The following is a 22,976-nucleotide window of genomic DNA, read 5'->3' as shown; positions in this document are numbered from 1 at the left end:
AAAAACCATGCAACGAATTTTGTTATGCACCGACGGCTCTAACTTTGCCCAGAGCAATTATCAATATGCCGCTTGGTTTGGCGATCGCCTGGGGGCCACCATCGACGTACTCCATGTCACCGATGCCCGGAGTAGGGCTGCCGCCGATGCCCGTAATTTTAGTGGCAGCATTGGCCTGGGAACGTCTGAAAGTCTCCTTCAACGTTTGGTCGCCCTTGAACATGAAAAAGCAAAACTCGACCACGAACGGGCAAAATTAATTCTCCAAGAAGCCCAGGAAACCCTCACCGCTGCTGGCCAGCCCCCCGCAAAACTCCTCCATGAAGTGGGCTATTTTATTGATTGTCTCCAACACCTAGAACAAAATACTGATCTGATTATTTTGGGCAAGCGAGGGGAATCAGAAAATATCGCCCCCGATCACCTCGGAGCTAATTTAGAGCGTCTGATTCGGTCGAGTCATAAACCCTGCCTGGTCACTTCCCGCGAATTTCAACCCATTGATCGCCTCCTCATCGCCTACGATGACAGTCCCAGTTGCCGCAAACTCCTCGACTTTTTGAGTGAATGTGCCGCCCTCAAAGCCTTAGAAATCCATGTGCTGACCGTCACGAAAAAACCCGGTGATGCCACGACAAATCCCTGCCTTGCCCAGGCCAAGCAACGACTGAGCGCCGCTGGCATTGAGGCCCATTACCATCTTGTTCCAGGCAACTCCGAAACGGCGATCGCCCAATTCTGTGACCAAGCCAAAATAAACCTGTTAATGATTGGCGCCTATGGCCATAGCCGCATTCGCCACTTCGTCATTGGCAGCACCACCGCCCAAATCCTCCGGAGCAGTCGTATTCCCGTCTTCGTTTATCGCTAACTGTTTACCGACCTCCGAGGAACACTCCAGAAAGTAAAAATAAAAGTATCATCTGGGACATTACAAAAGAATCATTCCTATAATTTCTAGTTATGTAGTGCACAGGGATTGGCTGTTGGCCAGGGTGATGGCTTGGGATTACCACCATTGTGAGACCAACCATGGCAACAAGTATCTCTGTGTTGACTCGCAAGAGGAAATTATTAATGCATGACCACATCACGAACACCGGCGGCAAATGTCCAGTAATGCACGGTGCCCTGACCACGAGCAGCATGGCGACAAACATGGAGTGGTGGCCAAAAGCCCTCAATCTGGACATTCTGCACCAGCATGACCACAAAACCAACCCAATGGGCGCAGATTTTAATTATCAAGATGCAGTCAAAACCCTTGATGTTGATGCCCTCAAGCGGGATCTCCATGCACTAATGACAGACAGCCAGGACTGGTGGCCCGCAGATTGGGGACATTACGGTGGGTTGATGATTCGGATGACTTGGCACGCCGCCGGCACCTATCGGATCGCAGACGGTCGGGGCGGTGCTGGGACGGGTAATCAACGTTTTGCCCCGATCAACTCTTGGCCCGACAACACCAACCTAGACAAGGCCCGTCGCCTCCTCTGGCCGATCAAAAAGAAATATGGTAATAAATTGAGTTGGGCCGATTTAATCGCCTATGCTGGCACCATTGCCTATGAGTCCATGGGACTAAAAACCTTTGGCTTTGCCTTTGGCCGTGAGGACATCTGGCATCCCGAAAAAGATATTTATTGGGGTTCAGAAAAAGAATGGCTGGCTCCCAGTGATAACCCCCACAGTCGCTATTCCGGTGAGCGGGATTTAGAAAATCCGTTAGCTGCGGTAATGATGGGCTTAATCTATGTCAATCCTGAAGGTGTAGATGGTAATCCAGACCCCCTCAAAACAGCCCATGATATTCGGATCACTTTTTCGCGGATGGCGATGAACGACGAGGAAACCGTCGCCCTCACTGCTGGCGGCCATACCGTGGGTAAGTGCCATGGTAATGGGGATGCAACCTTACTCGGCCCAGAACCCGAAGCCGCCGACCTCGATGACCAAGGTTTGGGTTGGCTGAATAAGACCCAACGTGGCATTGGTCGTAACACCGTCACTAGCGGCATTGAAGGAGCCTGGACGACCTATCCCACCCAATGGGACAACGGTTATTTTCGACTATTGCTCAACTACGACTGGGAACTGAAAAAAAGCCCAGCGGGAGCCTGGCAATGGGAACCGATCAATATCAAAGAAGAAGACAAGCCCGTTGATGTTGAAGATCCATCGATCCGCCTTAGCCCGATTATGACCGACGCCGACATGGCGATGAAAATGGATCCGGACTATCGACAGATTTCTGAGCGGTTTTACCAAGATCCAGCCTATTTTGCCGAAACTTTTGCCCGGGCCTGGTTTAAACTCACGCACCGGGATATGGGGCCGAAGTCCCGCTACATTGGCCCGGATGTACCCCAGGAAGATTTATTGTGGCAAGATCCAATTCCGGCGGGCAAGACGGACTACGATCCGCAAGCGGTTAAGGACAAAATTGCGGCCAGTGGTTTAAGCGTTAGTGAAATGGTCTGTACAGCCTGGGACAGTGCGAGAACGTTTCGGGGCTCAGACAAACGCGGTGGGGCAAATGGCGCGAGAATTCGCTTGGCTCCCCAAAAGAATTGGGCAGGGAATGAACCAGCACGTCTAGCTAAGGTGTTGCCAGTACTAGAGGCGATCGCCACCGAGACTGGAGCCAGTGTCGCAGATGTAATCGTTCTGGCAGGCAATGTTGGCATTGAGCAAGCGGCCCAAGCGGCGGGAGTGGAGATTACGGTGCCCTTTGCCCCAGGCCGCGGTGATGCGACGGCGGAAATGACCGATGTAGAGGGATTCGCAGTGTTAGAACCCCTCCACGATGGCTACCGGAACTGGCTCCAAAAAGACTATGTGGTTAGCCCCGAAGAATTAATGCTCGACCGCACACAGTTGATGGGACTGACCGCTCCTGAGATGACTGTTTTGGTCGGCGGGATGCGTGTACTGGGCACCAATTATGGCGGCACCAAGCATGGTGTGCTCACAGACCGCGAGGGCGCATTGACCAATGATTTCTTCGTCAATCTGACGGATATGAAATATACCTGGAAGCCAGCCGGTAAGAATCTTTATGAAATTGGCGATCGCCACACCGGTGAAGTCAAGTGGACAGCCACGCGAGTGGATCTCGTTTTCGGCTGTAACTCTATCCTGCGGGCCTATGCCGAAGTCTATGCCCAAGACGACAGCAACGAGAAATTTATCCAGGATTTTGTTGCGGCCTGGACAAAAGTGATGAATGCAGATCGCTTTGATCTAGCTTGATTTCCGAGTTAAATCCCCACACTACCGCGCTTTTTTGAGTGGGTGAGTGTGGGGATTTAGAAAAAATTACTGATCTAGCTTGAGAACTGCCATAAACGCCTCTTGGGGCACATCGACCGTACCAATCGACTTCATGCGCTTCTTACCTTTCGCCTGTTTCTGGAGCAGCTTTTTCTTCCGGGAAATATCACCACCGTAGCACTTCGCCAAAACGTCCTTGCGTAGGGCTGGAATATGCTCACTGGCAATGATTTTAGAACCGATCGCCGCCTGAATCGGAATCTTAAACTGGTGACGGGGGATTAATTCTTTGAGCTTCTCGGCCATTGCCCGTCCCACATTGTAGGCCTTGTCCCGATGGACAATCATCGCGAGGGAATCCACCGAATCTTTATTTACTAAAATATCCAAGCGCACCAACTGCCCGACTCGGTAGCCAATAAGTTGATACTCCATGCTGGCATAACCCCTGGTGCGAGACTTTAACTGATCAAAAAAGTCCGTCACCACCTCCGCCAGGGGCAATTCATAGATAATATTCGTGCGACTTTCGGTGAAATATTTCATGTCCTTGAAAATGCCCCGTCGCGTTTGGCACAGATCCATAATGGTGCCCACAAACTCTTCCGGGGTAATGACATCCACTTGAATGTAGGGCTCTTCGATTTTTTCTCGTTTTTGGGGATCTGGTAATTGACTGGGATTATCAATTTCCATCACTTCCCCATCCGTTGTGGTAACTCGATACACCACCGAAGGGGCCGTTGTAATCAAATCAAGGTTATATTCCCGCTCCAAACGTTCCTGGACAATTTCTAAGTGGAGGAGGCCCAGGAAGCCACACCGAAAACCAAACCCCATGGCGCTGGAAGTTTCTGGCTCAAAGGAAAGGGCCGCATCGTTCAGTTTCAATTTATCGAGAGCGTCCCGCAGATCTGAATATTGGTCGGCATCGGTGGGGAAAAGACCGCAGAAAACCATCGGTTTCGCTTCGGTGTAACCCGGTAGCGGTGCTGGTGCTGGGTGGACAGCGGAGGTGATCGTATCGCCGACCCGTGCGTCTTCAACGGATTTGATCGCCGCCGCAAAGTAGCCTACTTCTCCGGCGTGGAGAGCGTCTACTTGCACTTGGTTTGGTGCGAGGACGCCCAGTTCGTCGATTTCATATTCTTTTTTGGAGGCCATCAGGCGCACTTTGTCGCCTTTTTTAACTTCACCATCCATCACCCGGAAATAAACAATTACGCCACGGTAGGGGTCATAGTAACTGTCAAAAATGAGCGCCCGCAACGGTTGATCGATGGTATCGGCCGGGGGCGGTACCTGTTGGACAATGGACTCTAAAATATCGTTGATGCCGAGGCCCTGTTTGGCGGAAGCTCGAATAATGTCAGTGCAATCTAAACCAACGACTTCTTCAATTTCTTCGGTAACTCGATCAGGTTCAGCACCGGGCAGGTCGATTTTGTTTAAAACGGGAATAATTTCTAGGTTGTTGTCCAGGGCGAGGTAAACGTTGGCAAGGGTCTGGGCTTCAACCCCTTGGGAGGCATCTACGACCAGTAACGCCCCTTCACAGGCGGCCAAGGAGCGCGATACTTCGTAGGAAAAGTCAACGTGGCCTGGGGTATCGATGAGGTTGAGGATATATTCTTCGCCATCCTTCGCCACATAACGCATCCGTGCGGCCTGGAGCTTGATGGTGATTCCCCGTTCCCGCTCCAGTTCCATGTTGTCGAGGAACTGTTCTTTCATATCCCGTTGCGCCACTGTTTGGGTGTCCTGGAGCATTCGGTCTGCCAGGGTTGATTTCCCGTGGTCGATGTGGGCAATGATCGAAAAATTACGAATACGAGAGACAGGAACGTCAGTCATGGAAGATCCACTAATTTTTGAAAAACTTTACTTATTTTAACTAATGAAGGGAGCCTTCATCGCGGAAAGACGAGGGAAGGAATCAGGATTGCCACGAATTTGGAGAGAATTTTCTGGAAAGTTAACGAGGGATTTAGGCTCGTTTGCGGCGACTGAGGCGAATCCCCTGTTCTTTGAGAATTTTACGCACGGTTTCGCGACAAATGTGTTTGACAATTTTTTGGGCTTTGAGTTCTCGTACCAGGAGACTGAGAGACCAATAGTCATGGTCGGGAGGTGGCCCACCGTGGTAGAGGGCAAGGAGTTTGGCGATCTTAGCGTCGCTGAGTTTGGGTTTGATCGGCGGGTGCGCCCTGGGTTTACGGCCGAGGGCTTGGGTTTCGCCGTCGCTGACAAAAAGTTTACGGACACGGGCGACGGTGTTGGGATGAACGCTCAGGGCCTGGGCGATTTGTTGATCTTGCCAGTTGCCGTCGGGGTGAGCGCGGTCGGCCATGAGTAGAATACGGGCATGGAGCATTTTCTTGGCTGGTTGGTATCCATTACGGGCGATCGCCCAGAGTCTTTCCCGTTGTTCAGTGCTCAAACACACCTTATATTTAGTCCGCCTGCCCATAGAACCCGATAAAATAAATTGAAAATTTGATTCAATCCTGCTCAAAATTCACAAAAAATCGCCCTTAATTTACCATGACTATTGCACCACGCAGACAACCCGGCCGTGCCAAACGTAATCGTACCAGTCTGCTTTTTGAGCGGGGTATGGCTCTCTTGGCCTCTGCTAATTTGGTGTTAGTCCTCTTTGACCTGAGTTACATCCCCCTGCGTAATTTCTGGTTACAGGGCCGAGTTCAATTTTACGCACGCATCGCTAAATATGAATGGAAATTTCCCGCCGAGCCGGTGCGCATTCTCCCGGTTAATGTAACCCACGCCTATGACTGGGTAAAAGGTATCGAAGAAAATCGAGACACCGCCTACTATCTCCAACGGGTCGAAGATCTGCAAACCAAAATTCAGCAAATTAACGATCTAACTCTCCGTTCGACGGGTTCGGGTAGTGGCATTGTTGGTTCTGGCGATCGCCAAGACATCACCACCCAACTCCGCCGCTACAACCAAGAACAAGAAGCCATCCTTGCTGAACTCCGGGAATTGAGCGTTGAGATGGTGGATACCAATCCCTTTGAAATCGCCAACAAAACAGGCACCCTTGAGAAGATTAAAAACCGGATGCGTCGTCACGTTTTTGGCGATGCCTCTGCCTCCTCCAAAGACGCCTTTCAACTCTTTTGGAGCAGTGAATATCTCTCAGAAAATGGCTGGCGTGAAGAATTCAACTTTTACGAACGCGAAATCGAACCCCTCCTAGAAACCAACTATTTCCGTCCCATTGGTGAAAATGGCAAATACATTGATAACTTTGGCATTCTCGATTTTCCCTTCTTTCTCGCTTTCCTCCTCGAATTTCTGGCCCGGAGTTGGTACATCAGTCGGCGTCGCACAGGCGTAAGTTGGTTTGATGCCATGCTCTGGCGTTGGTACGATATCTTTCTGCTGATTCCTCTTTTCCGTTGGTTACGGGTGATTCCTGTGATCGTTCGTCTCAATCAAGCCGACCTTATTGATCTCAGCGCAATCCAAAAGCAAGCCAGTCAAGGTTTTGTTGCTGGCATCGCCGAAGATATTACCGAAGTCGTTGTCATTCGGATTATCAATCAAATCCAAGGCTCCATCCACCGGGGTGAATTTGCCACTCTTTTGGCCCAAACCACCAGCCGAGAATATGTCGATTTAAATGACATCAATGAACCCGTCGAGCTCGCAAAGCTCATGGCCAACCTCTTAGTCCACCAAGTCTTACCCAAAATTCAGCCCGAGGCCGAAGCCGTCATTCGCCATACCCTGGATCGAGTCATTTCCATGTCCCCTGCCTACCAAGGCTTACAGATGCTGCCCGGCATTGGCGATCTTAAAGGCACCCTGGCCAAACAACTTTCCCATCAACTTTATCAAGTCACCGCAGATACCCTCAAAGCAGTCCTCGAAGAAGACCCCGTCTTTGAACAACTGCTCGAAGAACTCTTAACCCAACTCACCAGCAGCATCACCTCCGAGATCCAAGGCCAAGAAAGCCTCGCCCAAATGGAATCACTGATCAATGACCTCCTCGAAGAAGTCAAAATTAATTACGTTGAGAGACTCTCTGAAGAAGATGTCGAAGACATTCTGGAACAAACCCGTGCCCTGCGGCAGATGACCCGTTAAATTCACCCATAAAAAACGAGGGTAAATCACTTACCCCCGCTGTTTGTTTACATTGCCAATACGATTGAAATCACAATGGCGATCACTTACTTGGTTTCAGAGAACTCTGCATCAATGACATCGTCCCCACCATCGTTGCCGCCACTACCACCGGGCGCAGCGCCACCCGCTGCCGCATTCGGGTCAAAGCCTGCAGCGGAAGGATCACCACCAGCTTGTTGGTAGATGTTGCTGCCAATGGTGTAGAGCAACTGTTGCAGTTCCGGCATTAACGTCGAGATTTTCTCATCATTTTCCTGGGCAACCGCTTCCTTGAGATCTTTAATCATTTGGTCAGCTTTGCTCTTGTCGTCGGCGGGCACTTTGTCACCGAGCTCTTCGAGTTGCTTTTCAGCTTGGTAAACGAGGGAATCTGCCTGATTCTTGCGGTCAATTTTTTCGCGGCGTTCCTTATCTGCTGCGGCATTGGCCTCTGCCTCGCTAACCATCCGTTCTACTTCGTCATCCGGTAATGTCGATGCACCAGTAATACTGATGGATTGTTCTTTACCAGTGCCCTTGTCTTTCGCCATGACGTTCAGGATACCGTTGGCATCAATGTCAAAGGTTACTTCGATCTGGGGTACACCACGGGGAGCCGGCGGAATGCCATCGAGACGGAAGGTCCCAAGGCTCTTGTTGTCCTTGGACATTTCCCGTTCACCCTGCAGAACATGAATTTCAACGTTGGTTTGACCATCAACAGCGGTGGAGAAGACCTCTGATTTTTTGGTCGGGATGGTGGTGTTTCTGGGGATAATCTTGGTCATCACGCCACCGAGGGTTTCTACACCCAAAGATAGGGGCGTAACGTCGAGGAGGAGAATATCTTTAACCTCACCCGCAAGGACGCCACCTTGGATCGCCGCACCGATCGCCACAACTTCGTCGGGGTTCACAGTCTGGTTGGGCTTTTTACCCAGCACGCGCTCAACGACATCTTGCACGGCGGGAATTCGGGTAGAGCCCCCAACGAGAACGATTTCATCGATGGCAGACTTGTCGAGTTTGGCATCACGGATCGCGTTTTCAACGGGGATGCGGCAGCGGTCGATTAAGTCAGCACAAAGCTCTTCAAATTTTGCCCGGGTTAGGCTCATGTCAAGGTGCTTCGGGCCATCTTGGGTCGCGGTGATGAAGGGGAGGTTGATGTCCGCTTGGGTAACGTTAGACAGTTCGATTTTTGCTTTTTCAGCAGCTTCGGTCAGACGTTGGAGGGCTTGCTTGTCTTTGCGGAGATCAATGCCTTCGGTGCGTTGGAATTCTTCGGCTAAGAAATCAACGATCTTTTTGTCGAAGTCATCCCCACCCAGGTGTGTATCACCGGAAGTCGCGAGAACTTCAAAGACACCGTCACCGACTTCCAGGATGGAAACGTCGAAGGTTCCACCACCAAGGTCAAAGACGAGGATCGTTTCGTTGCTCTTCTTATCTAGACCATAGGCCAGGGAGGCCGCGGTGGGTTCGTTGATAATCCGCAGCACTTCTACCCCGGCGATTTTCCCGGCGTCCTTAGTGGCTTGACGTTGGGAGTCATTGAAGTATGCAGGAACAGTGATAACAGCCTGGGTAACGGGTTCACCGAGGTACTTACTGGCATCTTCGATCAGCTTGCGGAGTACCTGGGCAGAGATTTCTTCGGGGGCGAATTTTTTCTCTTTGGCGGGGCAATCAATTTTGACGTTGCCGGTGCTGTCGCGTTCTACTTTGTAAGCAACTTCGGTGGATTCGTTGCTGACTTCACTGTGTTTGCGGCCGATGAAACGCTTCACGGAGTAAAAGGTGTTGCCAGGGTTCATCACGGCTTGACGCTTGGCGATTTGCCCTACGAGCAGGTCTCCGTTTTTGGCGTAGGCAACGACGGAGGGGGTAGTTCTAAATCCTTCTGCGTTGGCGATTACAGTCGGCTTACCGCCTTCCATAACGGATACGCAAGAGTTGGTGGTTCCGAGGTCAATACCGACGACTTTTCCCATAGCAGTGTGACTCCAAAGATCAGCGATTTAACTTGAATAAGACTTTCAAATATTGGTGCAAGTATGACGACTAGATATTCTAGGTTCGTTCATATGACTATTCCTATAGTGCTGCGTGATCTAGGGATCCTGATAGTGTAGGTTCCCGAACCTGTGGGGACGGTTTGGAACTTAAAAATCGAACTTGCAAGCATTGTAGCGTGGGGTTGGCCCAGGAATAATTTGGCCGAATACTAAGCGATCGCCCATGATATCTGGGGTCAGGTTGGCGGGCTCATTGACTACATTTACCTGAAGATGAGGGTTTTGCTTAGCTACTTGCAATCCCACGAGGCGTTCATAAAATTGACTTTGGTGTACCTGTTCGCAACCGATAATCGTAATTGAGTTTAACTGCGACAGTTCTTTTTGTTGAGCTGGGCTAGGCATGGTGACCTGACCAGAGGGGAACGTCGTCGCATCAGTAATTTTGTAAATGTGGAAAATAACATGGGCGATCGCCAAACCCAAAACAGCCTGGCGTTGCCAATTTGCCTGTTGGCGGAAATAATCCTTTAACCAAACTACAACTGGTAACAAAGCAAAAATTCCGAGGGGATAAATGAGACTGATAGCGATTTTCCCAAGACGATAGGTGGATTCTAATGGAATATAAGCCAGCAAATAGAAACTATATAAACCCATACCAGTACAACCAGCCAAAAGATCACGTTTAATTACAAAATCTTTGTTGCGGCTGTAGGCTCGATAGAGTTGCCAAAGGCAATAGACACTAAATAATAAACCTAAAACCACATTGAACCAAACGCCAAAATCCTTGTTTGCTCCCATAGGTTTCGGCTTTTCTTGAAAAAGACTCCAGGGATTAAGGGGGACAAAATTCGTTCCATGGGATTTTAGTGGATTAATGCTCTTTTGAATTTCATCAAGAATAAATTGAGAATTGAACAGTGTATAAAAGATCAAGCCACAAATCAAAATCAAAATAGCATATTTGCTGTAATCAAAAAATAATTGGTTTAGACTTCTTTCGCTGTATTTTAAATAAATTAAAGTTGTGCAAAAATATACAGCAATAGTAATTGGCAAAAATGCTGGATAAAAAGAGAAAACAACTACTTGAGTGCAAAACAAGCAGAGGAAATTTTGGGTATTAAATAAATTCTCATGTAAAGAGGCATTTCGGGCTTGACGAAGAACCAAGGAAATGACAATAATAAACAAGGTATTTGAAAAGTAAGCACTTACTAAAAGCCAATATAATTGGGGAGAAAAAACTGCCCAAATCACTAAAGCAAGATCACTTAAATTCAAGGACTGATTCTGGTCAAGGGGAGTGGCACACCAGTCTTTAAAAAGGGCCATGAATAGAGTTGCCCCTAGCATGCCTTGAAATACTGTAATTCCAAAGGATAGATCAGAAAATAGATACGAAACTATTGCCCCTAAAAATGAACTAAACTTTTTGGGACTACCAAGAAAATAGGCACAAGCAGAATTGTCAGGAAATTCAAAACTATCCGTCATCCCATAAAAATTTAGATTAGTTGTAGTCATTGCGCCATAACGACGAACATAGGCCCAAAAATCAGGGTTTGTATTTAATACCAAGGTATCTAAATTAGAATGACGAGTAACCATGACCCATATTGAAAAAACAAGGCACCAAATACTCGTATAAATAACCAAATGACGATGGCGTTGGATTAAGCGAAATCCAAATAGATCAAAAGCCTTTCGTTGGGTATTTGGCAATAATAAAAATACCAGTCCAAAGACTAATTCAAGGATTACTGTTCCATAGAAAGCATTAAAGCAATGATTAAGATAGGCTGTTGATAAACTTAAGACAGCAATTGGCATTGCCCCAACTAAGTATACCGTTGTCAAGCCTAGTGGCCTAAAATAAAAGCAATCCAGCCCGGGAGAGGTAATTGTACTTGTATTAGGCTGCCATTTCTTGTTGCATAGATGGAGGCCATAAAATAATAATTGGCCATTGAGGTGACAAATAAACCAAAGAAAATATGTTGCCCCCAAGCTACTTAAAAATAGTAAACAAAGAAACGTTAACTTATCCATATTACAAGCTCAAAGAGGAAAATCCAAACTGGAGGAAGGATATTTACGAGTAGTTGATATTAATTATATCGTTACTCAGAGCCTATCTATAAAGTAAATCTTTAGGTAACCAATCGCCGTAGCATTAAGCGAGTCATGCAAGCATAAATTGCCGCCTCCGATACTTCGGGGAATTTTTCATATTCCTTACTCAGACGACGATACCAATTCAACCACCCAAATGTTCGCTCCACAATCCACCGTTTTGGTAGCATCTGAAATTCTCGCCCCTCTCTTTTGATTACTTCTACTGTCGCCTGTATCATCAGCCAAATCCCCAGTCCAAAGACCTCGCCACGATATCCGGCGTCGACCCACATTAATTTCACTCTCTCTAACAACTTTGGCTGTGTTTCTAATAACTCCATCACCGCCGCCTTTGCTAAGGTTCGTTCTGAGGCATTCCCCTCTGCCACCATGGCTTTATAGACCAGACCTAAGCTATCCACCAACAGGCCCCGGCATCTTCCCTTTACTCTTTTGCCTCCATGGAAGCCAAATACCTCCCCCTTTTTTCCGTCGTTTTTATCGACTGAGCATCTACGATTAACACACTTGGTTGTACTGATTTACCTACTTGTTGTCGACATAGGCCGCGCAGAGCATGGTTAATGCTTTCCCATACCCCTTTCCTTTGCCATTTTCGATAGTAGTAGTACACCGTTGGGGAGGGCGGGAAATCCTTTGGTAAATATTGCCACTGACAGCCTGTTTTGAGGAGATAAAAGATACCATTGCAAACCCGTCTCATGTCAGTAGTCCGAGGATGACCACCGGGTTTGGCGGGGGGAATCAAGGGTTGGATTAAGGCCCATTCTGCATCGCTCAGGTCGCTAGGATAGACTTTATCTGTCATGGGTCAAAGCCTCACCACAACGCTCAGTTACCAACCAATCTAGCCTCTATCTTTTCCAATTTTCATCTTTTTTATCTTTACTTTATAAATACCCTCTCATGTCGTAAGTTTAGCTCTCAGGAGAATAAGCCAAAATCCGAAAATTCAGTGCAAATTGACCAGGTAATGAGAGTATATTAGGTGAGAATAATTGCGGGGAATGCTCTTTAATTAAGTCTTTGATTAACCAGAAAATGAAAGTGATTTTAGAGTAGTCCTACCACAATAAAGATAGCGCTTTTCTGGACGAAAAGCGTGTGAAGAAGGTAGCATTCTGATTCTTTGGCAAAATAAAGCGCCCGGAGAATTTTCATAATAATAGTGCTTGCTGCAATGCCATATACATCATCTGCGATACCAACAATTAGAATATTTCTTTTTTGCAAAAGAGAGATTTCACAAATAGGGCGGCAAAACTAAGCATTAAACAAACTAAGATAGTGGAGATAAGCGACAACAGTACTTAATAATCATGATGCTATAAATAACATTGAAGAGATTTGATAGGGAGCATATGTGGGGGCAATCTAACTGCTTTCAGGTAGATTGCTTTTTGCTTTATTGCCTCTTAGTTATTTTAGGGACTTACTCAAAAGTGACTATTTTAAGTCATGGAAAGTTAACGGCAGTCGGCTTGGATGCCGGGGCTGGCAATGTGCGTCACCCAAAGATCGAGGGCTGGGTCGTTTAATTCTTGGGCAACTTGGACTTTGAGGGCTTGGGCTTGGGCGAGGGTCTCGCAGAGGGCAAACACACTGGGGCCGGAGCCGGACATCATCGTGCCGATCGCCCCATGTTTGGTAAAGCAGTCACGCAGTTGTTGCACCTGGGGAAATGCGGGTAAAACGACTTTTTCGAGATCGTTATGGAGTTCATGGGCGATCGCCTGGATATTTTTTTGTTGAATGGCTTTGATCAGGCCACCGGAATGAATTTGTGTCATGCGGGTATGCCAACTCGCCGCATCTTGGAGATAATGTTCCCCAAATTGGGCGCGGTAGGTTTGGTAGGCCCAGGGGGTAGAAACGGCAATGTTGCTGTACTTTGCAAGGACAATCGGGATGCCATCGAGATCAGGCAATGGGTCTAAAATTTCTCCCCGTCCGGTGGCGATCGCCGTCCCTCCACCAATGCAAAAGGGCACATCTGAACCCAATTCTGCTGCTAAGGTTTGTAATTCCGGTTGGGTTAACCCTAAATCCCAGAGCAAATTTAACCCCACCAATACCGCTGCGCCGTCCGTTGACCCCCCAGCCAGTCCCGCCGCCACGGGGATATTTTTTTCGATGGTAATGTCAACTCCACCACCCACCCTGGCGTAGATATCTGCAAAGCGCGTCATCATTAACTGGGCGGCTCGGTAGGCAATATTGCTAGCGGTGAGGGGGACTTCGGGATGCTGGCAATAGAGATTGATGTCACCGCTACGGTTTTGTCGCACCTCAATCCGGTCATATAAGCCAATGGTCTGCATCACCATCACCAACTCGTGGAACCCGTCGGGGCGATCGCCCAAAATTTCCAGGTAGAGATTAATTTTTGCGGGGGCAGTCAGAAGATAGGCGGACATCACACAGTACCAAGCAGTAAATCGAGACCATTATCTAGTTTCCCCTGTTTTTTTGGAAATCCCTCCCAATATGAGCCAAGCTTGACCCTTAATATTTCTTGAAAGATCCCCGGCGATCGCCCCCTACCCTTAAGGGCCAGCACCTTTCGCAGTAGCATAGATAGACGAATTGTTGTATGTGGCGGGGTAAAAACAATGCAAAAACCCATTCTTGTTGGCGGTTTAGGTTTAGCCTTATTTTTCGCAGTTTTGGGTCGCTGGCAGGGCAATATTTTCGACCTTGGCGAATGGCTATTTTGGGGGGCGATCGCCTGGGGCGGCCTCCTGCTTTGGCAGAAAAAACAACCCCAACACCCCCAGGATAATCCCCAAAATCCCCTTAAACGAAAAGACGTTGACCAAGCCATTGCAAACGCCCAACAGTGGGTGATGGCGCTCCAGCAAGAAGTGCCCGATCAAGATTTCACAACCCTTAGGCAAACCCTGGATAACCTTAATCAAGAATTTCAACGGGACCACTTCACCGTGGCGATCGCCGGTGGCCGGGGCACTGGAAAAACAACCCTCCTCAAGCAGCTCCAAGCCACCGCACCAACTTATACCCTCCAGGAAACACCGCCCCTATTTACCGACCTCGCCAGCTATGACCAAGCGGCCCAAAACCAAGTCTTTGCCGCCGACCTAGTGATTTTCCTGGTGAATGGGGATTTGATGGCCTCCCAATGGCAAACCCTCAACCATTGGCACCAAGCTCGCCAGACAATCCTCATCGCCTTTAACAAGCAAGATCAATATCAGCCGGAGCAACGGGAATTGATCCTGAACCAACTGCGGAACCATTGTCAGCCGGCGATCGCCCCCCAAAATATTCTCCCCATCACCGCCGCGCCCCAGGCCATCAAAGTTAAAAAAATCCAAGCCGATGGCACCGCCACCGAACATTTTGAACGCCCGGATCCGGTCGTTGCCCCCCTACAACATCAACTCCAAACTCTCCTCAGTCAGCCCGAAACCCAACAACAACTGCTGTGGTCAACCATCTGGCGCACCGCACGGCTCACCCAGCACAATGCCAAGCAAACTCTCAATCAATTCCGACGGGAACGGGCCTTACCGATCCTCGAAAAATATCAGTGGTTGGCGGCTGGGGCGACCTTTGCCAATCCCGTCGCTGCTTTAGATTTACTCGCAACGGCAGCCGTAACAGGACAAATGATTATGGATGTGGGAGCGGTCTATCAACAGCGTCTTTCTCTGGGTCAGGCCCAGGCGATCGCCACGACCCTCGGCAAACAAATGATCCAACTTGGCCTTGTGGAACTCTCCACCCAAGCCGTCGGCGGGATGCTCAAAACCAACGCGATCACCTACCTTGCTGGGGGTGCTGTCCAGGGGGTGAGTGCCGCCTATCTAACCCACATTGCGGGGCTGAGTTTAATTCAATATTTCCAAGAACAAAACCCCCAAACTGCCTCTGAATCCCTTAATTTCGAGAAACTCGGCCAGATTCTTAAGCGAGTTTTTGAGCAAAATCAGCGATCGCAATTTTTCGGGAATTTCGTGAAAGGCACCCTAAATCGCCTATCCCCCCAAACGATTAGCTAAGATCTATAGCTAGCCCAAAAAATCATAAAATTCATAACTCCCCTAAATTCCCATGGATATCGAACTCGAAAACCTAGAGGCCTCCGTTGAAAATTTGTTATCTGCGGCGAAGACCCACCTCGAAGAAAAAAAATTACAGCAGCAACGGGACGAACAATACCAAGATATTGTGCGCCAACGGGAAGCAAAACTGCACCCCCTGCTCAAAAAAGTCGAAGAGATGATCAGCACCTACCGGGCTGAAGGATATCATCATGCCGACATAATCCAACAATTACAAGAAAAAGCCGATGATATTCGCCGTGAAATAGCAGAAATACCCGAAAAAGCCACAGAAATTGTCGATGCCCAGCTTGTTCTCCGGGAAGAAAGACTTTTAGAAGAAAAAGCGCGGGAAAAAGTCCAACGCTGGCAGTCGGATCTCCGGGACGATCTGCTCGATATGATCTTTGAACAACAAGACTTTTTTAGTGCCACCGATGCGGCGATCGCCATCAAAGGCTATGTGGATGACCTCAAGGAAATAGGTTCCCTCGAAGAAGTGGTTGACGCCCTGATTAACCAAATAAACGAACACAGCGAAGAAGGCCCCGTGGCGCGACTGCGGGGAACCCATGAACAAACCCTGAATTTTATCTATAACAAAGCCCTCGAAAACCGTTCCCGTACAGAACACCATCCCAATATTCAACCCAAATCCCGCCACCGCAAATCGGACAAACGCCCGGAACTGTATGCAGACTTAGTTGGAAAAGTCTTAGTTTTTGGCGGACATGATCGTCTCCAAACCGCCGTAAAGAATCGCCTGCGCAGTTCCCAGGTGGAATTGCAATGGTATAGCGAACAGGATGGTCTACAACTTTCGGCCCAGGGGGAAGCCCAGGTTACCAATGTTGACCTCATTCTCATTATCACGGGCTACGCTAGCCATTCCATGACAGAGCGGGCCATGGAAGCCTGTAAAAAAGCAGATAGAAAATATGAAATTATCAACACCACAGGCATGACCAGGGTGCTAGAAGCCATCGAAGCAGGACTCAAAACCCAACAATTGGCGCAACTCTGGAATAAGTAATCGCTCTATGGCAGTTCCCCCGAAGTTTCTGATTCAAACGGCACAATTTGTCTGGCATCGCCTGTGGCAAACCCTGATGTCTCAATTGGCCCCCAGCGACCCAACGGGCAATTTTCAGCGGGTTGAGAGTCAATTTCGCCATTGGGTCGGTTCTGAGCAGTTTCCGCCAGAGCCAAACCGTTATCGACTCTACATTGGCCTTACTTGTCCCTGGGCGCACCGGACAGCCATTACCCGCATCCTCAAGGGTCTAGAGGACGTTGTGGATCTGAGTGTGGCGATCGCCGATGTGTCAGTGGGAGGCTGGCGTCTGGAAAATGACCCCACGGGCTGCCGCAGCATGAAAGAGCTTTATCAATTGGGCCAGGCGGGTTACAGCGGCCGCTGTTCTGTACCAGTGCTGTGGGATTGCCAAACTTACCAGGTCGTCAATAACGAGAGTGCAGAGATTATTGTGATGCTCAATGATGCCTTTAATCGGTTTGCGAAATTCCCAGAGCGAGACTTATACCCAGAACCATTACGACCAGAAGGCGATCACCTCAATGACCTCATCTATCACACTGTTAATAATGGCGTTTATAAATGTGGCTTTGCCCGCACCCAAGCCGCCTATGACCAAGCGGCAACGGCACTTTTTCAAACTTTGGATCAGTTAGACCAACGCCTAGGCGATCGCCGCTATCTTTTGGGCGACCAACTCACCCTCTGCGATATCCGCCTATTTACTACCCTCATCCGCTTTGATCTCGTTTACCATGGCCTCTTTAAATGCGATCGCCGCCGCATCTGCGATTACAAAAATCTCTGGGGCTATCTACGAGATATCTATCAACTACCAGGTGTTGCTGCTACCTGCCCCCTCAAAACAATCCAGCAAGAATATTACAGTTCCTTATTTCCTCTCAACCCCAGCGGCATTGTTCCCCTCGGTATCGATATTCATCGCTTTCAATCCCCCCATGACCGCCACACTTTAGCCATCAATTCCGACGATTCCTAACTCTGATAAGATTTTGGAGATTCATTGTTAGGCAGTGTTCTATGGTCAATCTTGAGGACATCAGACCCGTCAAAACCCCCTTTAAACAGGAAGAATGGCGGCCTATCCTGATTGTTAGCGGCATCTTTTTTATCATCTGTATGGCTTTGGTGCTGCACCGTCATTTCACATTCTATTCCTCCTATGACCAAGGCATCTTCAATCAGGTCATGTGGAATGGAGCCCATGGCCGTTTTTTTCAAAGTAGCCTCTCTTCACAGTTATCTACCAATGTTGTTCATGCAGGGGAAGTCCCAGATGTCAGCTACCATCGCCTTGGGCAACACTTCACTCCTGCTCTACTTCTGTGGTTGCCAATTTATTTCTTTTTTCCCCATGCTGCAACCCTAGCCGTACTTCTAGTTACCATGCTATCGGCAGCGGGTCTTGTTCTGTACCTATTAGCACGACATTATCTAGATCCAGTTCCTGCCCGTTGGATTACCTATAGCTATTACGGTGCAAATGCTGTAATTGGCCCAACTTTATGTAATTTTCACGATAATTTCCAGTTGCCTCTTTTTATGTTTACGTTGCTTTTAGCCATGGAAAAACGTTGGTGGTGGCTCTTTGGAATTATGTGTCCTTTGATCGTCATGATCCGTGAAGATAGCGGTATTGTTCTCTTCGGGGTGGGCGCTTATATGATCCTTAGTCGTCGTTTTCCAAAAATCGGAGCGGCGGTCTGTTTGTTTAGCTTTGGGTATATTCTGCTGCTAACTAATTTAATTATGCCGATCTTTTCCGAGGATATTTCTAAGCGATTTATGCTCGAACGATTTGGGCAATATACAGACGCGGCAGAGGCTTCCACCCTTGATATTTTATTGGCAATGCTCTCCAATCCATTGTTACTTCTTAGGGAACTGGTTACTCCTTTTGATCGGACAATTAAATATCTCGCAGGACAATTTTTGCCATTTGCTTTTGTCCCGGCAGTGGCTCCGAGTGCTTGGGCGCTCGCCGGATTTCCCTTGCTCAAACTTCTGTTAGGAAAAGGGATGTCTGTTCTCTCGATTAATATCCGCTATGCCCTTGCCGTTGTACCAGGTATTTGTTACGGGGTAATTTTATGGTGGTCTGGGGAAGGCTTTAATAATTTTTTCCGGAAAAACCAGCCCCGTCATCCCCGACAAATCAGCCCATTTTTTAAAAAATTCTGGATTACTTGTTTAACCTTATCTATCGCTTTTACCATCACAGCTAATCCTAACCGGACACTTTACTTTATGATTCCGGATTCTTTGCAACCTTGGGTTTATGTGTCCCCGATTGAGCAATGGTCTCGCAGTGTTGATATTCAGGGCATGATTGGCCGTATTCCTCAGGATGCAAGCGTCTCCGCAACAACCTACATCATTCCTCATTTATCTAGTCGTCGAGAAATTATTCGTTTACCCGGCATCGAAATTGAAAACGATCAACAAAACATCGAAAAAGTTGATTTTATTGTGGCAGATCTATGGCGTCTAGTGCGTTATCAAGTCGCTTTTGATGAGGATTGGCAACGATTGAAAGATTATGTTGGGGTAATTGATCAAATTGTTGATCAAAATGAATATGGCATTGTTGATTTTAAAGAAGGCGTTATTTTGTTAGAAAAAGGAAAAAGTTCAACACCTGATTCAAAACAGCAGTGGAGAGCCTATCGACAAACTTTGATCCCGATCTTAAGTAAAAACGATAATTGAATATAAAAAAATTACCCCCTAATATCTTTACGGTATTGGGGGTCAACGAGATAATTTAGAGATTCATTTTTGGGTATTCTGTTTAATCGAGATCAGTATCATCATCGTCATCATCATCTTCAAAGCCGTCTTCATCCATCAGCTCAGATAAATCTTGATCGTCTGCCATCTCATCGATCAAGTCGTCTTTTTTCTCGCGGTAAATAATGCGACCGTTTTCTTCTAGCCATTCTAGTAATGATGTCTTTTGCTCGAGGGCAATCACGGAAGCAGGCGCGTATCGAGGTTCTTGGCGCAGGGAAGGATTTTTCATAGTCAAAACTAGGCGATCGCTACGGATATGTGAGCAGCTTTTTAGTATAGCTCATTCAGGATTCGGGCAGGACTTTAGATGGGGTTATTTTTTAAGCCAAAACCGTACAAGGACTCCCTGGCGTCGGCTCCAAAACCAGGGTGTCGGGTTGTTTTTCATGGAGCATCTGCTTAAAGTCAGCGACCGTACCTTGGGGTTTGAGGAATTTCATCACCAGCCCTTCAAAGTTGACATCTCCACCAGCGGCGGTGGGCAAAATGACCTGGGGTTTTAGCCATTCACAAACCAGTAGGGCACTGGCTTGACCTTTGATCACGGGGCCGAGGAGGGGCAGGGTGAGATTAATCAATGGCGTCACCACAACGTCAATCGGAGCGTGCTGCTTCAACTCCGGGGAATGGTAGCCGTGGGGTTCGTAATAGAGAGTTTGGCCAGTGCTGAGATCCTTGAGCAGGTAGCCATTTTCCAAAGTGGTTGGCCCCACCGGAGACCCTTTCAGAGCCAGAATTTCTAAATTATCAATGGTGTATTTCTGGTGATGCTCTAGGGTGTGGATGGTTTGATAACCTAGAGACTCCACGACCTTGGCCGCATTAGGGGAAGCGACAACAGGTAATGCGTGATCCAACTGCTCTAGGGTAGGTACGTGGGCATGGTCCGGTAGCCCCTGGGATAGGAGTATTAAATCTATATTTTCGGGAATGGGACGATCCTGGGGGCGATCGCCTTTAAATAACCAAGGCGTATTCCCAAACATCAACGAACCCACTAGCCAAGGATCTAGCAAAATACGTTTTCCGGCCATCTCAATGAGCCAGCTATTACTGTCGAGGTATGTCAATTCCATGGGTCAGCCTAGAATACTTATTTACAGATCTTAACAATTTCTGTCCTGGGGTTAACGGCGAGACTCCAATACGGCCTGGGGATAAGCAATACGCTTATGGTTGTACTGCTCCCATACTTTTACAAAAACATCCACAATGGACGGCAACTCATTTTTTGCAATGCCAGATTCAGCTAATTGACCATCTTGCCAACGGGCCCGAAATATACGATTGACCATAATTGCCGCCTGGTCTGGGGTCGCTTCTTTCAAGGAACGTAGGGCTGCTTCACAACTATCTGCCAGCATTACAACCCCTGTTTCTCTTGATTGGGGGATCGGGCCAGCATAACGGAATAACTGTTCATCCACACTGTCTGGGGGGTGGCCTTCTTTTTCGGCAAGGGCACGGGCCTGGTGATAAAAATACGAAATTTGCATCGTCCCTTGGTGTTCTGGGATGAAGTCACGGATTGCCTTGGGTAGCTTGTGTTTTTTGGCCATTTTTTCCCCTTCCGTTACGTGCTTGCGAATAATCTCGACGCTTTCATAGGGGCTGAGTTGGTCATGTTTATTGGGGCCACCCTGCTGATTCTCAATAAAGCCTTCGGGGTCGTGGGTCTTGCCAATGTCATGGTAGAGGGTTCCGGCGCGGATTAATTCCACATCACAGCCTAATTGGCGACCAGCAGCTTCGGCGAGGGAGGCGACAAATAGCGTGTGTTGGAAGGTTCCGGGGGTTTCTTTAGCAAGCTTGGCGAGCAGAGGACGATTCGGGTTGGAAAGTTCAGCTAAGCGAATGGGGGTTAGCAGTTCAAAGAAGCGTTCTAGATAGGGGGATAGTCCGAGGGCAATAATAATCCAGACGGTGCCAGAGAAGCCGAAAATTAATGCTTCTGGTAAGAGGACATACCAGAGGGTCTCGGCACTGGCACTGGCAATGAGATTCCAGGCGAGGCTAACGACAGCTTGCATGGCCCCAATGGTGAAGCCAAGGCTGGCTTGTTCTTCGCGCGATCGCAATTTACCACTCTGTTGGGCGGCAATGATTCCGCCGACGGTGGCCGCAATGAGGTGATCCCATTTAATATTTTCGTTGCTAATGCCCGTAATCCCGGATAAGAGGGCCACTTGGGTGATCGCAATGTGGGGATGGTAGAGGCTACCGGTGAGTAATCCGACGGCTGGTAAGTTGTTGTTGTAGGGAAATTTTGTCAGGCCCAGGAGGGGGGTACTCAGGCTAATGAGCAGCAGCAGCACCCAATCACGCCGCCGCAGGTTTTTCTTGGTTTTGGTAACGACAAGGATGGTTATGGCAACGCCACCGCTAACCAGGAGCGCATAACCGCCGAGACCCAACCAGTTAATTTGGCGATCGCTAAGGCCAAAGCCATCGAGTAGCACAAAATCTTCTTGGCTAATTTGCTCTCCCTTGGTGACAATGACCTCGCCCGAATCAATGCTTACAACGACGGGTTCTACGGCGAGGGCGGCCTGTTCGGAACGGCGTTTGGTTTCTTCGCGGTCTTCGATCAGGTTGGGGCGCAGGGTTTGGCTTAAAGTATCGATGGCAAAGGCGCGCCCGGATCTATCGTTTTCGAGTTGTACCTGGATAGTTTCTTGGAGGAGGCTTGGGGAAATGCCTGGGGGAATCCCTTGGGTCAAAATGCGATCGCCAGCCTGGAGAATATCATTACGGACTTGCTCCCATTCCGCGTCAGACAGGCGGAGTAAAAAGGTTTGGTGGGTTTGAAACAGGTCGGTGTTAAAGGTGGTTTGGGCTTCGGCGATCGCCTGTTGGTAGCCTTCCCGGGCCACCATGATCGTCGTGATCACCCTTTGTACTGCCGCAGGGCCAGCTTCCCCGGCATAGGCGTAGAGTTCCCGGGTCGGGGTCGCCAAATTTGCATCCGTGGGCAGCAGGGTATCAAGGGGCGGCAGGGGAGAAATTTCGAGTTGATCGGCGATCGCCAATACCGTTTCCCACTGGGCAGCGCTGGCTTGGCGGAGTGTTGTTTGGCTCGGAATCGATAAAATTTGGGGATCGAGAAAGGGAAATTCACCGGAAATGGTACGGACTCGGCTAATGTCATCGAGGAGGGTTTTAAGGTCTTGCTTGATAGTTGGCGTAACTTCTGGATCTCGCTTCAAACTGGGGATTGCGCCCTGGCGAATTTCCTGGCGTTTTGCCTCAGTGGTCTTGGTATCCTCAAATTCACCATCGCTAGGAGCTGTAATTGTCTTCGGGGCAATGGTATCCACCGCCAGTTGCGGCTGGTTATAAAAGCGATCGCCAATCACGCTAGTCAAGGATGTAACCGCCACCACTGCCAATACCGAAGCAGAAAGTTGACTAGGCGATTTCCGCCGGGTGGGAGATTGCCCTTGGCCCCGATGCTGTTTGGAATTAGACCAAAAATTCATA

17 protein-coding genes are annotated in these 22,976 nt (G+C 48.5%); 7 read left to right on the top strand and 10 right to left on the bottom strand.

What is annotated here, in order from left to right:
• The first annotated feature begins 7 nt into the window (after window positions 1–7).
• Complete coding sequence (locus AWQ24_RS12365; protein WP_065716987.1) at window positions 8–871, top strand: universal stress protein; 864 nt, start codon at window positions 8–10, stop codon at window positions 869–871.
• Between the two features lie 161 nt (window positions 872–1,032).
• A complete protein-coding gene (gene katG / locus AWQ24_RS12360; protein ID WP_315862307.1) occupies window positions 1,033–3,255 on the top strand; it encodes a catalase/peroxidase HPI in 2,223 nt (740 codons plus the stop codon).
• Window positions 3,256–3,321: 66 nt separating this feature from the next.
• Here katG and lepA read toward each other — a convergent pair whose 3' ends face one another.
• Both lepA and AWQ24_RS12350 read right to left on the bottom strand, forming a co-directional pair.
• Window positions 3,322–5,130, bottom strand: coding sequence for a translation elongation factor 4 (lepA, locus tag AWQ24_RS12355; protein ID WP_012308017.1), 1,809 nt, complete (start codon window positions 5,128–5,130; stop codon window positions 3,322–3,324).
• Window positions 5,131–5,263: 133 nt separating this feature from the next.
• Window positions 5,264–5,716 (bottom strand): helix-turn-helix domain-containing protein, encoded by a 453-nt coding sequence (locus AWQ24_RS12350; RefSeq protein ID WP_159457019.1) that lies wholly within the window; start codon window positions 5,714–5,716, stop codon window positions 5,264–5,266.
• A 104-nt stretch (window positions 5,717–5,820) separates the two neighbouring features.
• Here AWQ24_RS12350 and AWQ24_RS12345 point away from each other — a divergent pair, with 104 nt between their 5' ends.
• Window positions 5,821–7,398 (top strand): hypothetical protein, encoded by a 1,578-nt coding sequence (locus AWQ24_RS12345; RefSeq protein WP_065716986.1) that lies wholly within the window; start codon window positions 5,821–5,823, stop codon window positions 7,396–7,398.
• Between the two features lie 86 nt (window positions 7,399–7,484).
• Here AWQ24_RS12345 and dnaK read toward each other — a convergent pair whose 3' ends face one another.
• From dnaK to ispE, 5 genes are all read right to left on the bottom strand, one after another.
• The gene (gene dnaK / locus AWQ24_RS12340; protein ID WP_012308014.1) at window positions 7,485–9,413 is read right to left on the bottom strand and encodes a molecular chaperone DnaK; all 1,929 of its coding nucleotides are present in this window, start codon (window positions 9,411–9,413) and stop codon (window positions 7,485–7,487) included.
• A 171-nt stretch (window positions 9,414–9,584) separates the two neighbouring features.
• On the bottom strand, window positions 9,585–11,495 hold the full coding sequence (locus tag AWQ24_RS12335; protein WP_157096865.1) for a hypothetical protein: 1,911 nt from the start codon (window positions 11,493–11,495) through the stop codon (window positions 9,585–9,587).
• Between the two features lie 101 nt (window positions 11,496–11,596).
• Window positions 11,597–12,390, bottom strand: a protein-coding gene (locus AWQ24_RS16060) for an IS5 family transposase (protein WP_157096829.1) whose coding sequence is annotated in 2 segments (ribosomal slippage) — window positions 11,597–12,057 and window positions 12,057–12,390 — 795 coding nt in all. Because the reading frame shifts where the segments join, the coding sequence is not laid out codon by codon here.
• Window positions 12,391–12,635: 245 nt separating this feature from the next.
• A complete protein-coding gene (locus AWQ24_RS16770; protein ID WP_041443622.1) occupies window positions 12,636–12,815 on the bottom strand; it encodes a DUF2214 family protein in 180 nt (59 codons plus the stop codon).
• 233 nt (window positions 12,816–13,048) lie between these two features.
• Window positions 13,049–13,999, bottom strand: a complete 951-nt coding sequence (gene ispE / locus AWQ24_RS12315) for a 4-(cytidine 5'-diphospho)-2-C-methyl-D-erythritol kinase (protein WP_065716984.1) — start codon at window positions 13,997–13,999, stop codon at window positions 13,049–13,051.
• A gap of 195 nt (window positions 14,000–14,194) precedes the next feature.
• Here ispE and AWQ24_RS12310 point away from each other — a divergent pair, with 195 nt between their 5' ends.
• Genes AWQ24_RS12310 through AWQ24_RS12295 form a run of 4 tightly spaced genes read left to right on the top strand, consistent with a single transcriptional unit; the run spans window position 14,195 to window position 19,412 of the window.
• Window positions 14,195–15,604 carry a DUF697 domain-containing protein gene (locus AWQ24_RS12310; protein WP_065716983.1) on the top strand — a complete coding sequence of 470 codons (1,410 nt, stop codon included), beginning with the start codon at window positions 14,195–14,197 and terminating at the stop codon, window positions 15,602–15,604.
• A gap of 52 nt (window positions 15,605–15,656) precedes the next feature.
• Entirely contained in the window at window positions 15,657–16,679 is a 1,023-nt protein-coding gene (locus tag AWQ24_RS12305; protein WP_012308010.1) for a DUF2325 domain-containing protein, read from the top strand.
• A gap of 7 nt (window positions 16,680–16,686) precedes the next feature.
• On the top strand, window positions 16,687–17,682 hold the full coding sequence (locus AWQ24_RS12300) for a glutathione S-transferase family protein (RefSeq protein WP_065716982.1): 996 nt from the start codon (window positions 16,687–16,689) through the stop codon (window positions 17,680–17,682).
• A 41-nt stretch (window positions 17,683–17,723) separates the two neighbouring features.
• Window positions 17,724–19,412, top strand: a complete 1,689-nt coding sequence (locus AWQ24_RS12295; protein WP_065716981.1) for a DUF2079 domain-containing protein — start codon at window positions 17,724–17,726, stop codon at window positions 19,410–19,412.
• 82 nt (window positions 19,413–19,494) lie between these two features.
• Here the strand turns inward: AWQ24_RS12295 and AWQ24_RS12290 are convergent, their stop codons facing one another.
• The 3 genes from AWQ24_RS12290 to AWQ24_RS12280 all read right to left on the bottom strand — a co-directional run bounded on the left by AWQ24_RS12290 (window position 19,495) and on the right by AWQ24_RS12280 (window position 22,975).
• Entirely contained in the window at window positions 19,495–19,725 is a 231-nt protein-coding gene (locus AWQ24_RS12290; protein ID WP_041443620.1) for a DUF3134 domain-containing protein, read from the bottom strand.
• Between the two features lie 91 nt (window positions 19,726–19,816).
• On the bottom strand, window positions 19,817–20,572 hold the full coding sequence (locus tag AWQ24_RS12285; protein WP_065716980.1) for an MBL fold metallo-hydrolase: 756 nt from the start codon (window positions 20,570–20,572) through the stop codon (window positions 19,817–19,819).
• A 51-nt stretch (window positions 20,573–20,623) separates the two neighbouring features.
• Window positions 20,624–22,975 carry an HD family phosphohydrolase gene (locus AWQ24_RS12280; protein ID WP_065716979.1) on the bottom strand — a complete coding sequence of 784 codons (2,352 nt, stop codon included), beginning with the start codon at window positions 22,973–22,975 and terminating at the stop codon, window positions 20,624–20,626.
• Window position 22,976: the final 1 nt, after the last annotated feature.

This window comes from Picosynechococcus sp. PCC 8807, assembly GCF_001693295.1.
Taxonomy (GTDB): domain Bacteria; phylum Cyanobacteriota; class Cyanobacteriia; order Cyanobacteriales; family MRBY01; genus MRBY01.
Note: the sequence above shows the minus strand (reverse complement) of the source record. Positions and strands in the feature narration are given on the sequence as shown.